The sequence below is a fragment of the Sphingobacterium detergens genome, assembly GCF_003610355.1.
Lineage (GTDB): Bacteria > Bacteroidota > Bacteroidia > Sphingobacteriales > Sphingobacteriaceae > Sphingobacterium > Sphingobacterium detergens.
This window is the reverse complement of the sequence record NZ_RAPY01000002.1, coordinates 324,654-339,458: the sequence shown is the minus strand read 5'-3', so window position 1 is coordinate 339,458 and position 14,805 is coordinate 324,654. Positions and strand designations below refer to the sequence as shown.

The 14,805-nt window shown below is 37.9% G+C and carries 11 protein-coding genes; 5 read left to right on the top strand and 6 right to left on the bottom strand.

Annotated features, from left to right (window positions below; translation table 11 throughout):
* The 3 genes from DFQ12_RS13455 to mraZ are packed head-to-tail and all read right to left on the bottom strand — an operon-like array spanning nt 1 to nt 1,810.
* A complete protein-coding gene (locus tag DFQ12_RS13455; RefSeq protein WP_120259578.1) occupies nt 1–414 on the bottom strand; it encodes an FtsL-like putative cell division protein in 414 nt (137 codons plus the stop codon).
* A 15-nt stretch (nt 415–429) separates the two neighbouring features.
* Nucleotides 430–1,344: a 16S rRNA (cytosine(1402)-N(4))-methyltransferase RsmH gene (gene rsmH, locus DFQ12_RS13450; protein WP_120259577.1), complete on the bottom strand. Its 915-nt coding sequence runs from the start codon at nt 1,342–1,344 to the stop codon at nt 430–432.
* 4 nt (nt 1,345–1,348) lie between these two features.
* Nucleotides 1,349–1,810, bottom strand: coding sequence for a division/cell wall cluster transcriptional repressor MraZ (mraZ, locus tag DFQ12_RS13445; protein WP_120259576.1), 462 nt, complete (start codon nt 1,808–1,810; stop codon nt 1,349–1,351).
* A gap of 433 nt (nt 1,811–2,243) precedes the next feature.
* On the opposite strand from mraZ, the gene aspS reads away from it, so the two are divergent.
* The 3 genes from aspS to DFQ12_RS13430 all read left to right on the top strand — a co-directional run bounded on the left by aspS (nt 2,244) and on the right by DFQ12_RS13430 (nt 6,687).
* Entirely contained in the window at nt 2,244–3,995 is a 1,752-nt protein-coding gene (aspS, locus tag DFQ12_RS13440; protein WP_120259575.1) for an aspartate--tRNA ligase, read from the top strand.
* 96 nt (nt 3,996–4,091) lie between these two features.
* Nucleotides 4,092–5,480 carry a LutB/LldF family L-lactate oxidation iron-sulfur protein gene (locus tag DFQ12_RS13435; RefSeq protein WP_120259574.1) on the top strand — a complete coding sequence of 463 codons (1,389 nt, stop codon included), beginning with the start codon at nt 4,092–4,094 and terminating at the stop codon, nt 5,478–5,480.
* A gap of 70 nt (nt 5,481–5,550) precedes the next feature.
* On the top strand, nt 5,551–6,687 hold the full coding sequence (locus tag DFQ12_RS13430) for an acyltransferase (RefSeq protein ID WP_120259573.1): 1,137 nt from the start codon (nt 5,551–5,553) through the stop codon (nt 6,685–6,687).
* Nucleotides 6,688–6,812: 125 nt separating this feature from the next.
* On the opposite strand, the gene DFQ12_RS13425 is transcribed toward DFQ12_RS13430, so the two are convergent.
* Nucleotides 6,813–7,319, bottom strand: coding sequence for a hypothetical protein (locus DFQ12_RS13425; protein ID WP_120259572.1), 507 nt, complete (start codon nt 7,317–7,319; stop codon nt 6,813–6,815).
* A gap of 128 nt (nt 7,320–7,447) precedes the next feature.
* Entirely contained in the window at nt 7,448–8,353 is a 906-nt protein-coding gene (locus DFQ12_RS13420; protein WP_120259571.1) for an energy transducer TonB, read from the bottom strand.
* Between the two features lie 72 nt (nt 8,354–8,425).
* On the opposite strand from DFQ12_RS13420, the gene DFQ12_RS13415 reads away from it, so the two are divergent.
* Entirely contained in the window at nt 8,426–9,247 is an 822-nt protein-coding gene (locus tag DFQ12_RS13415) for a hypothetical protein (RefSeq protein ID WP_120259570.1), read from the top strand.
* A 54-nt stretch (nt 9,248–9,301) separates the two neighbouring features.
* Here the strand turns inward: DFQ12_RS13415 and tsaD are convergent, their stop codons facing one another.
* Nucleotides 9,302–10,303, bottom strand: coding sequence for a tRNA (adenosine(37)-N6)-threonylcarbamoyltransferase complex transferase subunit TsaD (tsaD, locus tag DFQ12_RS13410; protein ID WP_120259569.1), 1,002 nt, complete (start codon nt 10,301–10,303; stop codon nt 9,302–9,304).
* A gap of 51 nt (nt 10,304–10,354) precedes the next feature.
* Here tsaD and DFQ12_RS13405 point away from each other — a divergent pair, with 51 nt between their 5' ends.
* Complete coding sequence (locus tag DFQ12_RS13405; protein WP_120259568.1) at nt 10,355–14,740, top strand: translocation/assembly module TamB domain-containing protein; 4,386 nt, start codon at nt 10,355–10,357, stop codon at nt 14,738–14,740.
* Nucleotides 14,741–14,805: the final 65 nt, after the last annotated feature.

The following is a 14,805-nucleotide window of genomic DNA, read 5'->3' as shown; positions in this document are numbered from 1 at the left end:
CTATTTATCTTCTTTTTTCTCTACAACTTCAATCTTGATCGGCGGCTCCACCCGCTCTTTCAAACCCAATGAGTCCACACGCTTTGCGATCTCCGTTTGCGTGGACATTTTCATCAGCTCAGCAGATAGCGACTTATGATCCCAGCCTAATTCCTTGACTTCCTTGCTTACTTTATCGATACCTCGAATAGTTCGCTCAGCGAAGTGACGGTTAGAGATATACAACAACATCAAAAAGGCGATGAAAGCCCCAAAAGGGAGATACTCCAATATTTTGTTTAAGGAAAGGTCTCCAACGGTAAAAAGCGTTTTAATAAACGCTTCTGTTTCTTCCGCCTTTTCCTCGACAGTTTCTTGTAGTTCTTCCTGAACTTCTTCACTCAATTCTTTCTGTCTTATTGTATTCCTGCTCATCTTTTCGCTCCATTTTTAAGACAAATCCAACCTTTCAGCAATACGCAGTTTCGCACTGCGCGATCTATTATTTACAGCCAGTTCCTGCGGCGATGCTGTAATCGCCTTACGGCTCAACACATGGAACGGCTTGATTTCATTTCCAAAAAAATCTTTCTCAACATCTCCTTTAAACTTCCCTTTGGCCATAAAATTTTTGACCAAACGATCTTCTAAGGAATGATAAGACATCACCACCAATCTCCCCTCACTTTTTAGCACATCGACAGTTTGTAACAAAAATTCTTGCAAAGCCTCCAATTCACGGTTAACCTCAATGCGCAAGGCCTGAAAAACCTGCGCATGGTATTTATGTTCTTTTCCCTTTGGAACCATTCGCTGAATAACTTCTTTTAATTCAGTAACTGTATGTATCGGCTGTGCCAAACGAGCTGTTACAATTGTTTTCGCCAATGACTTTGCATTCATAATCTCGCCATACATACCAAAAATCCGATGAAGATCTTCTTCAGCATAAGTCGCTAGCACGGCTTTTGCATCCAAATCTCCCACCTGATCCATACGCATATCTAAATCAGCATCAAATCGAATTGAAAAGCCACGATCTGCTGCATCAAACTGATGCGATGAAACACCCAAATCAGCTAAAATACCATCCACCGTACGCACACCGTGCAGACGAAGACTATTCTTTAAAAACCTGAAATTTTGATGAATCAATGTAAAACGAGGATCATCAATCACATTTCCCAAAGCATCTGGATCCTGATCGAAAGCAAACAGCTTTCCCTCCGGCCCCAGTCTCTTCAGTATTTCACGAGAGTGACCACCTCCACCAAAAGTTACATCCACATAAATACCATTCGGCTTGATCGCCAAAGCATCCATGCATTCTTGCAACATTACCGGAACATGATACACATTCTCCATATTATTATATCCCAAAATTAATATCCCCCATTACCTCTGCCGCTAAAGACGATATATCTTCCACTCCTCCGTCACCCATCAAATCATCATACCCTTCTTTAGACCAAACTTCTATCTTGTTAAACTGACAAGCCAAAACCAATTCTGTTGTTATTCCTGCAAATTCAAGCAAGCTTTTTGGCAACAAAACACGACCAGCCGCATCCAAAGTCAACTCTGTGGCTCCACGAGTAAAAGCGCGTACAAAAGCCCGCACTTTCGGATCAAATTGATTTAACTTAGCCAGTTTAGCTGTCATCAAGTCCCACTCCTCACGTGGATAAAAAACCAGATGCTTCTCAAAACCGCGATTCACAACAAGCCCATCGCGCTCAACATGAGGCATCTGCCTCTTGAGCACCGCTGGCAACACCATCCTTCCTTTGGCGTCTAGCTTGCATTCGAATTCTCCGATCAACTGAGTCATATCGTCAATTATCCTATTCTAATTTAAATGTAAAAGTATACACTTTCTCCCACTTTCCCCCACTTTACAACATAAAAAAGTTTTCCACATCGAAAAATAGCTACAAGAAAAAAAAACATCCATTTCCACTATAAAGCATAAAACCTTATTTACAAACAGTTAAACACGCATTTCAATCAAATATATCTTCAAAACACGGACCTATATTTTTCGGTTTTTTTTCAAAAAAATGGAAATGAATTGTAAAAATTTCCTCTTTAGAAATTTAATTTTGCTCCCTTTTATCTGAAAAATGGGAGAAAGTGGAGGACTGAAAAGCAGATAATCTCCAGTGTGGTTGAAAGTGGGAGAACAGCATTCAAATAAGAACAGCAGAATTCGTTATTGTCGAGTAAAACCAATAATTTTGCATAAATTTTATTTTTATTAAGATATGCACAGAACACACACTTGTGGAGAATTAACATTAGCTGACTTAGGGAAAACGGTTACCCTAAGTGGATGGGTTCAAAAATCCCGCGATTTGGGCGGTATGACTTTCATCGATGTTAGAGACCGATATGGTATCACACAATTAACGTTCAATGCAGATGATGACGCGTCTTTACGTGCTAGTGCCCGTGAACTGGGAAGAGAATATGTCATAAAAGTAACCGGAGAGGTTATTGAACGTTCCAATAAAAATGCTAAAATCTCCACTGGAGATATCGAAATCAAGGTTTCAAATCTTGAGATATTAAATGCAGCGAAATTACCTCCTTTTACAATAGAAGATGAAACAGATGGTGGTGACGATATCAGAATGAAATTCAGATATCTGGATTTACGTCGTAATCCGGTACGTGAGAACCTTATTTTAAGACATAAAACTTCTCAGGAAGTACGTCGTTACCTTGACTCTCAAAATTTCTTAGAAGTAGAGACACCATACCTCATCAAATCTACTCCGGAGGGAGCACGAGATTTTGTGGTTCCTTCCCGCATGAATCCAGGTGAATTTTATGCATTGCCTCAGTCACCACAAACATTCAAACAGCTATTGATGGTATCAGGTTTTGATCGCTACTTTCAAATTGTCAAATGTTTCCGCGATGAGGACTTACGTGCTGACCGCCAGCCAGAGTTTACACAAATCGACTGTGAGATGTCCTTTGTAGAACAGGAAGATGTACTGAATATTTTTGAAGGATTAGCAAAACACATCTTCAAAACGATCAAAGGCATAGACCTTGGAGCTGTACCACGTATGACCTATGCTGATGCCATGCGTCTATATGGATCCGACAAACCGGATATCCGCTTTGGAATGCAGTTTGTTGAATTAAATGACGTAGCCAAAGAAAAGGGATTCCCTGTATTTGACGCTGCGGAGCTGGTTGTCGGCATCAATGCCGAGAATTGCGCGGATTATACCAGAAAACAACTGGATGCCCTAACCGATTTTATTAAACGTCCTCAAATCGGCGCTACAGGTTTAGTTTATGCACGTGTGAATGAAGATGGCTCAGTTAAATCTTCTGTTGATAAATTTTTTACTCCTGAACAATTAACGGCTATCGCCGCTAAGTTCCACGCGAAACCAGGCGACCTCTTATTAATTATGGCAGGTGGCAAGGATAAAGTTCGTAAACAATTAAACGAATTGCGCCTGGAAGTTGCCTCACAGCTTGGTCTTCGCGACAAAAACACCTTTGCTCCGTTATGGGTTATCGATTTCCCTTTATTGGAATGGGATGAGGACAACGCACGCTACCATGCCATGCACCATCCTTTCACCTCTCCGAAACCGGAAGATATTCCGTTACTGGATACAAACCCTGGTGAAGTAAGAGCAAATGCTTATGACTTTGTATTAAACGGTGTCGAAGTGGGCGGTGGCTCTATCCGTATTCATGACAGAGACCTACAGTCACTCATGTTTAAACACCTCGGATTTAGTCCGGAAGAAGCACAGAAACAATTTGGTTTCTTGATGGAAGCGTTCACCTATGGAGCTCCTCCACATGGTGGTTTAGCGTTTGGCTTTGACAGACTTGTATCGCTATTAGCTGGTCTAGATTCCATTCGTGATGTGATTGCCTTTCCAAAAAACAATTCGGGAAGAGATATCATGATTGATGCTCCATCAACTATTCACCAGGAACAATTGGATGAATTAAGCTTAAATATTAATATAAAAGAATAAATTTCAAGCTCGATTTTCGAGAAACAATTTATTAACACTATATTTAAAAGTTGGTAGGAAACGACCAACTTTTTTTGTGAAAAATCAGCAGATTAGATGTCAGAGAGTACGGCAAATACGTTTTTAAAAGAAAGTGCACAGAAAGCATTTGACACCAAACATCGCGATATTATAAATTATAATATCGACAAATACAGTATTGCTTTCGAAAAGGGGAAAAGCAAATTTGCAGATCTCGAAAACTCCAAAATAAAAGCAAATTTGATCAAATGGAAAGTAATGGAAAATCTCGATCGATATCTATTACAATTTGAGGCAAATTTTACCGCACGTGGTGGAAAAGTAATCTGGGCTAATGATGCCGATGAGGCGCGGGAGGAGATTTATAAAATCATCGAACGAAAAAGAACACGATCGATTGTAAAATCTAAATCTATGGCTACCGAAGAAATTGAATTAAATCATTTTCTAGAATCCAAAAACATAGAAGCCATCGAGACTGATCTTGGAGAATATATTATTCAGCTGCTAGACCAGAAACCCTACCACTTTGTCACTCCTGCTATGCATTTAAGCTTGGAAGATATCGCTAAGCTCTTTCATGAAAAATTTGACACTCCTTTGGATGCATCTGCAGAACAGTTAACACTAAAAGCTCGCGAGTTATTAAGAGACAAATATTTAGCAGCAGAAGTGGGTATTACCGGAGCTAATTTCTTAGTTGCTGAAACAGGCAGTATAGCGATTACAGAAAACGAAGGAAATGCACGTCTGACTTCTACTTTTCCAAAAACACATATTGCTGTGGTGGGCATTGAGAAGATCATTCCCACACTACAAGATCTGGAAGTATTTTGGCCACTTTTATCCACACATGGTACAGGTCAAAACTTAACAGTCTACAACACGTTACTCACAGGACCAAAACAGCCTTACGAGTCTGATGGGCCTGAAGAAATGTATGTTATCCTGCTTGACAATGGACGTAGTAATCTCCTTGCTCAAAAAGAACAACGCCAGGGCCTATATTGTATTCGCTGTGGAGCTTGCTTAAATGTATGTCCTATTTATCAAAATATAGGCGGACATACGTACGAAACAACCTATCAAGGACCAATCGGATCTCTCATTTCTCCCCATTTAAATGGGATGAAGGAGTTTAAGCACTTAAGCTATGCATCTACCCTTTGCGGTAAATGTACAGAAGTTTGCCCTGTAGGCATCGATATTCAACGTATGCTTCTTGTCAACAGAAAAGACTCCGTAGAGCAGGGGTTATCCACTAAAACAGAACAAAAAGTCTGGAGCTGGTTTACATACGGAATACAACGTCGAAAATTGATTGATTTCTTTGGCGGGAAATTCATGAACTTCTTCCTTCGGAAGTTTTTTAAAAAAACATGGGGCGATCAACGGGAATTACCCAAGCTAGCGGAAAAATCCTTTTCCAAACAATGGAAAGAGCAGCAAAAAAACAAAGAATAACAAAAAAGTGGCATTAGCTTATCAAACTAATGCCACTTTTTTTATTAGCTTCGCTCCAAACCTACTGTTAATGACTTCAAAAAATATAAAAACGTATCTTCCTTGGATAGATTTTCTCCGCATTTTAGCTTGCTTTATGGTCTTAATATCGCACAGCTGCGACGCCTTCGTTGGCACGTTTGACAATAGTAGCACATTTCATCAAGGCGTATTTTGGGGTAGCATTGTTCGTGCCTGTGTACCACTATTTGCTATGATGTCGGGTATACTACTATTTCCTGTACAAACCGATGTAGCTACTTTCTACAAAAAGAGAATAGGCCGAATACTTATTCCTTTATTGTTTTGGTCAATCGTCTTACCACTCACTTTTTTTATCTATCTGAACTTTATTAAGAGCAGTTCGAGTGCTTTGATAGATATGAATAATTTTACGACACAAGCAACCTTAACAAAAATCTATACTGCAGTCTTTAACTTCAATTATGATACAACACCTTTATGGTACATGTATATGTTAATCGGTTTATATCTTATCATTCCAATTATCGGAAGCTGGCTAAATCAAGCCAGTAAAAAAGATATTCAATATTTTCTCGGCTTTTGGGGAATTACACTTCTAGCACCTTACATCAAAATGATTGCCCCAACTTTGGGTTACACGGGCAATTATGGACAAATGGGACTATGGGGAGTCTGCAATTGGAATGAATTTGGCACATTCTATTATTTCTCAGGTTTCCTAGGTTATATCATATTAGCGTACTATCTGGTAAAATACCCTTTTCAATGGTCCCTGACTAAGACTATTTCAATTGCAATTCCACTTTTTGTAATAGGCTTTATCATTACCTTTTCAGGCTTCCTGCTAACCCAAAAACATTATCCAGGAAATTACGCAAATTTGGAGATTGTTTGGTATTTCTGTAATATCAATGTCGCAATGATGACTGTCGCAATATTTCTCATCGTGCAAAAATTAAATATTCGCGAATCCAAGTGGATAAAAAATACAGCAGGAGCCACATTTGGCATTTATTTATGTCATTTTGTTATTGTACAGGCGATGACAGATACGTTTCTGAATATTGATTATCTTCCCGCTTCCCTAAAAATTCTGTCGATTGCCCTTCTAAGTTTTGGTTTAAGCTATTTGGTTACGAAGCTTTTTGATACAAACTCAATTACACGAAGGTTTATTCGCTAAAACAACGGGTCAAAAACAGCACATCGGATATGTGCATCCTATAAAAAATAAAAAGGGGATCAATGATCCCCTTTTCAACTAACACTCACCAATTATTAATATGAAAACTACTCTTTTTTTTAACCTTAAGTTGTTTTTGCCTCAGCATCAACTACTTTTTCACCCTCGCCTTTCTTAAAATCACCTTTTCGCATTTGTCGATCCTTTTTCCAATGCTCTCTGTGTGTTCTATGGTTCTCAGCATAAGAATCTTTCAATGTCTTTTGCTGTTCTGGAGTCAATAATCCCATCATTTTTTCATGATCCGCAGCACGTTGTTTTCTCATCTTTTCACGATACAATTTGCGCTCAGCTGCGATTTTTTTATGATCCTGCGCTTGCTTCAAATGAAATGCATACACCTCTTTGCGCTGTTGATCTGTAAATTTCAACTTTTGGTCCATGCGATCTGTTTTGATCTTAGCCAATTCTTCCGGGTTTTTATTTTTTAAGCCATCGTGCTTTCTATCCTTCGAATGCTTGTGCAATGGAGCCGTCATTTCTTTGGTATCTGATTTAAGATCCTTTTTCTCCTGTGCGAAACCTGTTAACATTAATCCGGATAACGCCAAACTTAACATCAATTTTTTCATCTCTCTATTTTTTAAATCAACAATCTTTCAATTTTAATAGATTGACTTTCCAACCTATTTATCTATAAGAGTATTATTGACCATCAAAAGTTTAAAACCTCATCTGTTAAATAAAGTTAAGATTGGTTTTATTGAGATGCCGCGCTTAAACGGATAGGCAAGGTATAAGCCACCCGCACAGTACGTCCATTCTGAACACCAGCTTTCCATTTTTTTGCCTTTTTTAATAAATTAATTGCGGCTTCACCAGTTCCAAAATTCATATCCCGCTTTACCACAATATCAGTCAAAGATCCATCTCGCTCCACTACAAAAGATACTTCAATAACCCCAGACACGCCTTGATCCAAAGCTGATTGCGGAAAATTATAGTTTTCCGACACCCATTTCATGAAAGCAGGCATTCCCCCTTCCGGACGTGGCATTACTTCAACAGTCTCAAACAGGGTACTTCCATTATTATCGGCACCTCCCCCTGATTCCGGTCCTACCGTACGACCTGTAATACCACCATCTTTCTTAGAGGGACCAAATTCACCTCTTGCGATATGCGTTCCAGCGGCATTTGCTTTTAATGTAATACGCGCGGTCATTGTATTTGGTTTATTCAGTTCATCCTGCGTAGCAACATCCTCAGTTACTTCTTTTGCCTTCGTAATCTTAGGCTCCGGCAGACGCACCAAATCAAACTTCGAAACATCCTGCGCGATCTGCTGCGGTGCTTTCTCCTGCATTAAAATAGGTTCTTCTTTTACCTCTTCTTTCTTCTCAGCCTCTTTCTGGAGTTCTTCTAAATCATTAGGAAAATCCACAATCGTAGTAGTTGTTATTGGCATGGCTTTCTTAAAATATTTATTATACCCGTAAGAACCCACGATCAAAAGGAAAGCAAAGGAAACAACAATAGCTAACCCCACATTTGTTGCTCTATTTGACAAATTCCGCAATTCATATGCACCATACATCTTGTTGCGACCTGCAAAGATAACATCCAGCCATTCCTTGCGATAGATATTCAATTTTGAGTTCATCATAACATTAAAGTTTAAATCTTTTCATTATGATGCGCGAAAGCCTTATATTTCATAAAAATTTTACACACTCTTATGAAATCACTTTTTTTAGCTATTCTTCTACTTACATTATACGGTTGTGACAACAGTCAAAATCAATCCAAACCTCCGGTTAAGAGTGAAAATAAAGAGCAATTAATTTCACCTTATTTTGGCTTTTTGAATCAGCAAAAAGATTCATTAATTGCCCTTCCAATGGATCAGGCCATGGAGAGTCCCGAAAAATATAACTATGTCATTATAGAAAATCAAGTTAGCCCATTGGGATTTATACAGAATAAATCGGACAATAAGGAAAGCAATGGAAGGCAGACAGCACAAAACTTTGCCAATAGCGAAGGCTCATTGTTCACGATAAAGAACGAAATTAAATCCGGTGATTTTGGAATGTTGGTCAATCAAGCTTTCTTGAGTCAATATAAAATAGAACCTTTTACAAAAGTTGAGCGCGAGACAACTCCAGAGGTAAAGGAAAAGCTGGAAAAAAAATATAAAAGGAAAATAAGCAAAAGTACTACAGTTGCAGTCCTGAAAGATCAAGCTGAATTCAATCTCACAGTTTTTGAAAACCAGCAAGACTCCGCATTGGCGGTTTTTTCTTATATCAAAGAAGACCAATTAATTAATTTGGATTTTCCGGCCACCTACGATGATATTAGCACTTGGCGAGTCGATGATGGTGGTCAGTTTGATAATGAAGCATTCCAGGTTCTCACTGTACTGCGTTCGGAAGCAGGAATTAGTTTTGTTAGCATTTTTTGGGGAGCAGAAGGTTATGAATTAAACTTCTATCAACCTAAAAAAGACAAGTTTACATCAGCAGCACAAGCCTACGGTTACAGTTCTCCTTTATAAGGAAATTATCGTTTCCCTAGTTAGATAATTAGGGAAACGTTCTTTAATAATATTTTATAAATGCATTCTCGCCATCGGAGCTACATCCTGACCAACAAAGTCCCCTTTTAAATATTTATGATATCCAGCAATGGCGATCATCGCTGCATTATCTGTACAATATTCGAATTTAGGAATAAAGACATTCCAACGGTATTGCTGCCCCATTTCAATCAATCCCTTTCTTAGTCCAGAATTAGCAGAAACACCGCCCGCAATCGCGATATCTTTCACACCCGTTTCCTTTGCGGCTTTCTTCAATTTATTTAATAAGATAGAGACAATACGGGATTGCACGCTAGCACAGAGATCTGCGATATTTTCTGTCAAGAAATCAGGATTCTGTTTTAACTGATCTTGAACAAGGTAGAGTATTGCTGTCTTTAACCCTGAAAAGCTAAAATTAAGTCCAGGAATTTGAGGCTCTGGTAATTTGTACATGTTGGAATTACCCTGACTTGCATATTTATCAATAAGCGGTCCACCGGGGTAAGGCAGATTGAGGATCTTAGCCGTCTTATCAAAGGCTTCCCCTGCAGCATCGTCCAAAGTTTCACCCAATAATTCCATTTCGAAGCAATCTTTTACCAGGACAATTTGTGTATGCCCACCTGAAACAGTTAGACATAAAAAAGGAAAACTCGGTTTCGGTTCTTCAATAAAATGGGCCAAAATATGCGCCTGCATATGATTTATATCGATTAACGGAATATTCTGAGCAAGTGCAAATGATTTTGCAAAAGAAGTTCCGACCAAAAGAGCACCTAATAATCCAGGTCCGCGCGTAAAACTCACTGCATCTATTTGATTTTTGCTTATTTTTGCTTGACGAATGGCTTCGTCCACCGTAGGAATAATATTTTGTTGATGGGCACGTGAGGCTAACTCGGGAACAACTCCACCATATTTTGCGTGGATTGCTTGAGTAGCAATAACATTTGAATGAATTTCACCGTTAATACAAATAGAAGCGGAGGTTTCATCACAAGAGGATTCAATCCCTAAAATAATAGCCATAGCTGGAGTTATAAATTAGAATACAAAAGTATCAAAAAAATAATAAAAATAATGTCAATAGTCCTGGGTAGTATATTCATTATACTGCTTGCATTGGCATTATCGCTACAGCTGAAACCTGTACAAAATTTTGTTGCACAAAAGACCATCAAGTATTTATCCAAGGAGCTGGACACCAAAATCAGTTTAAAAAGTATTTATTTTAAACCCTTTAAATCAGTTGTGATAGAGGGCTTCGAAATTTATACCCCAGAAGGTCAAAAAATAATAAAGTCCGAAAAAATAGAGGCAATTGTAAATCTATCCCAGCTAATAGAATTGAACAGGGTTGTCATTAATAAGTTGAAGATTGAAAATACGGAAAGTAATTTCGAACAATTTAAGGATAGCAGCAATATCTCATTTTTAATCCGATATTTCAACCCGCCAAAGAAAGAGAAAAAGAAAAGTTCAAAAAAAATAATCTTTGACATTAAAGAACTTATTATCAACAACAACTCTTTCAACTATGTTAACCATAGGCAAAAACACTATAATAAAGTTGTTGATTTTGGCGATTTAGGTATATCAAAATTAAATGCACACTTTAGTAATATAAAAATTGACTCCAATCGTATCTCAGCAGACATCAAAGGTTTCAATCTTAATGAAAAAAAAGGATTGGTTATTAAGGGACTCCTCGCCCATGCTTCAGTAAGTAACAAAAGCATTGAACTGACAGATCTCATGCTCACAACCAATCGTTCCACAGTCAAAAATTATATAAAATTAAGCTACAATAATTTCTCAGATTTTTCAGACTTTATTCATAAAGTCAATGTCGAGATACGTGCACGCGATTCGCGCATACACTCCGAAGATATTGCCCTCTTTTCATCCCCAATGCACCAGGTCAAGTTTGATGTAAAGATCAAAAAATCGAACCTGAAGGGTACTGTAGCAGCCATCAATGCCTCACAATTAGATCTGACCATTGGAAAAAACACCAAATTAGCGGGCGATCTAAAAATTATAGGCCTACCTGATATAGACAAGACAGATTTTATTGTTCCCCATGTTTTTATTTCCTCTGAACATAGTGATCTCAAAAATATTATTAGTGAACTCGGTAATTTAAAAAACTTCAAACTTCCTGAGATTGTCACACTTTTCAATAAATTCACATTCAAAGGCAGCTTACTTGGAAAGTACAATAAGTTTAAAACCATTGGTGCCTTCGCTACTGACATTGGTAATGTAGAAGCTGATGGAACACTAGACCTACGAAAAGAAATAAAATATGCCGGCAAATTTCAGTCTAAAAAATTTGATCTTGGTAAAGCTACCAAATTAAAAGATTTAGGCAGTTCTGGCTTCGATCTACAGCTCGATGGAACAGGTACTGATCCCAAGTATTTAAAACTTAATATAGCAGGGAATCTAACTAATTTCAGTTTTAAACAATATACCTATCAGCAGATTCAGGTTAAAGGCGATATAGACAAACAATTATTTCTCGGTTCGGGAACAATATATGACCCACATCTTAGGTTACAGTTTACGACAGATATAGACTGGTCCGCCCAGCCTAACTATCACTTGGATGCGGATATACAACAGGCAAATTTAAAAAAGCTCAATTTCTTTCAAGGTGACTCAATCAATATTGTAGACACCAAATTACATACGAGCTTAATTGGGGATAACATCAATAATATTACCGGGGAATTTAAATCCGATAGTGTAAGTTTTACTTCTTCCAAAGGAAAGTTTGTGATCAAAAACATCAATTTCCTCGCAGAAGGAAATCAAGAAGCGCGGTCGTTAACACTGCAGTCTGCTATTGGCCATATAGACCTCAAAGGAAGAATTGATCTAAACACGATTGTCCCTTATTTTAAGGCACTAGCGATGCGTTACGCTCCTGCAATTGGATTTGAAAAGAATGACTTTAACCGTCAGGATTTTGACCTCAATATCAATATAAAATCTTTCAGACCTATTGCAACCTTCTTTAGAAAAGACATCGCCCTGGATAGTGGAGCAACATTGAATGCAAAATTTGCCAGCGAAAAGCAGACCGCAAATTTTAATTTTTATGCACCTGAATTTAAATACAATGGCATACGTCTCACCCATTTGATTATTGACCAAAATGCCAATCTTAAAAATATGGAACTACAGACTTCCATAGACCAGATCAATTTTACGGATAGCACTTACATCAAGAATGTAAATATTTCAAACACCTTAGTCAATGACAGTTTACAGTTCAACATAAAAATGTCAGAACTGGAAGCCAGCAATAGCTTAGATCTCAATGGCGTTATCCGTTTTGCCCATGCAAAACCAGCTTTCATCAATTTTTACCCATCCAATATACTTATCAACAAAGAACAGTGGCTTGTCAACAATGATGCACAATTAAAAATTTCAAAAGGCAAATGGTATTTTGAGAAACTCACATTGAGTCATGCTGAGCAGAAAGTGCATATTGATGGCATATTATCAAATGACGTTTCAGATCAAATCAATTTAAGATTCCAGGATTTTAATCTCAGTTCGCTCAATGGTATCACAAAACCACACGGTATCAATTTGTCAGGAAATTTAAATGGAAAGATTGAGGTTAATTCTGTTTTTAAGTCTCCATTTATCGTTGCCAACATCAAGACATCCCCCATCCTTTACAACAATATCCCAATAGGAGCATTAGCACTTAGTGCTAATTATGACCCTGAAAACCAATTGGTAAAACTAGATAGTAAAATAGAAGAAGGTGATAAATTAATTCAGTTAAGGGGTTCCTACAACCACCTAAGTGAAAATAACAAACTCAACCTTAGGGCAACGTTGGTTAATACAGATGTATTTGTTTTTCAACCGTTTCTGCGAAGTCTAGTTTCCAACATTAAAGGTAAGATAAATGCAGACCTTGACATAGAAGGTGATATCCTAAACCCAAAAATTAGTGGATCGGGAAAGCTTGACAATGCTTCAATGGTTATCAATTACCTCAAAACCCCCTATCGTCTTTCCGAAGAAATCAATGTGACCAACAATAGAATTTTCCTTGCTGGTCTCAAAATATACGATCAAAAAAACAATATAGCGACCATCGACGGCATTGTTGATCTTAACAAGTTAAGTGACCCGGATATAGATGTGACAGCTGAGGCAAAGAATTTCATGGTATTGAATACAACAATAAAAGATAACAATACTTATTATGGCACCGCTTATGCTTCCGGAACCTTCCAGTTTAAGGGATTGACATCAGCAATGAACATCAATATACGTGCTAAATCAGAAGAAAACACAGTCATCAATATACCTTTTAATAGCACAAGTACAATTTCCGATAGTGATTTCATCTACTTTATAGAAAAAGACTCTACCAAAATCAAGAAAAATCAAAAGAAACGGGATTTTAATGGTTTGACGATGAATATGGATCTACTAATCACACCAAATGCTGAAATCAACCTTTTTTCAAGTATGGGGGAACTATCGGGCAAAGGAAATAGTAACCTGAATATGCGAATATCTTCACTGGGAGATTTTGAAATGTTCGGTGATTTCATCGTAAACAGTGGTAAGTTTAATTTCACCGCACAGGATTATATCAACAAAATATTTGACTTAAAGGAGGGCGGAACTGTACGATGGGCTGGCAATCCGACTGAAGCCAATATCAATATCAACGCAATATACCAACAGAGAACCAGCTTAGCTCCACTGTACAATGCTGCGGGAAGAGAGGAAAATCCTGAGCGTGTACTAGCACAAGCGGACATGATTTTAAAAGGTCAATTGAGTCAACCCGATATTACATTTGACATCAATTTCCCACAGAACCCTGGTGTGAAGGACGAGCTGCAAGGGTATTTCTCTGATGCCAATAATGTCAACCAGCAAGCGCTCAGTTTAATTGTGAGACGTAGCTTCACCCCCGGAACACAAAGTGATTTTGGGAAAGAAGTCAACAATACATTACTATCAGCGGGCACCGAAATTGCTTTCAATCAAATCAATAATATCATCGCACAATCACTCAATATCAATTTCTTTGATATCAATATTAAATCATTGAATGACGCCTCTGCGTCCCTTCGCCTATTTAATGACAGGTTAGTTCTAACAGGCGGTATTTCGGATCGCAGGAGTCAGGCATTAACAGATTTGAATGTATTCTCAGATCGGGTTTCAACTGATGCTGAAGCTATGTTTTATTTGCGCAAAGATGGTCGACTTGTACTTAGGGCTTCCAACCGCCTAAACACAAGAAACTTTCTTCTTAGTCCAAACGATGGGGAATATATCAGCGCCTTTGGATTATTATATCGGCAAGAGTTTAACACCTTCTCTGAATTTCTGAAAAGGCTATTTCCATTGGGAAAGAAGAATAATTTCTTTATTCCAACCCAAACAGATGTAAAGAAAAGCCAGCCCAACTAACAATAGGCTACTAAAATAATAGTAAAAGCTAGTCCAGCTATCCCATCACAATCAAAAAAGCTGAA

What these genes read in the sequence shown, in the direction of transcription:
- DFQ12_RS13455 (WP_120259578.1), bottom strand. Translation starts at nt 414, where the DNA reads ATGAGCAGGAATACAATAAGACAGAAAGAATTGAGTGAAGAAGTTCAG.
- rsmH (WP_120259577.1), bottom strand. Translation starts at nt 1,344, where the DNA reads ATGGAGAATGTGTATCATGTTCCGGTAATGTTGCAAGAATGCATGGAT.
- mraZ (WP_120259576.1), bottom strand. Translation starts at nt 1,810, where the DNA reads ATGACTCAGTTGATCGGAGAATTCGAATGCAAGCTAGACGCCAAAGGA.
- aspS (WP_120259575.1), top strand. Translation starts at nt 2,244, where the DNA reads ATGCACAGAACACACACTTGTGGAGAATTAACATTAGCTGACTTAGGG.
- DFQ12_RS13435 (WP_120259574.1), top strand. Translation starts at nt 4,092, where the DNA reads ATGTCAGAGAGTACGGCAAATACGTTTTTAAAAGAAAGTGCACAGAAA.
- DFQ12_RS13430 (WP_120259573.1), top strand. Translation starts at nt 5,551, where the DNA reads ATGACTTCAAAAAATATAAAAACGTATCTTCCTTGGATAGATTTTCTC.
- DFQ12_RS13425 (WP_120259572.1), bottom strand. Translation starts at nt 7,319, where the DNA reads ATGAAAAAATTGATGTTAAGTTTGGCGTTATCCGGATTAATGTTAACA.
- DFQ12_RS13420 (WP_120259571.1), bottom strand. Translation starts at nt 8,353, where the DNA reads ATGATGAACTCAAAATTGAATATCTATCGCAAGGAATGGCTGGATGTT.
- DFQ12_RS13415 (WP_120259570.1), top strand. Translation starts at nt 8,426, where the DNA reads ATGAAATCACTTTTTTTAGCTATTCTTCTACTTACATTATACGGTTGT.
- tsaD (WP_120259569.1), bottom strand. Translation starts at nt 10,303, where the DNA reads ATGGCTATTATTTTAGGGATTGAATCCTCTTGTGATGAAACCTCCGCT.
- DFQ12_RS13405 (WP_120259568.1), top strand. Translation starts at nt 10,355, where the DNA reads ATGTCAATAGTCCTGGGTAGTATATTCATTATACTGCTTGCATTGGCA.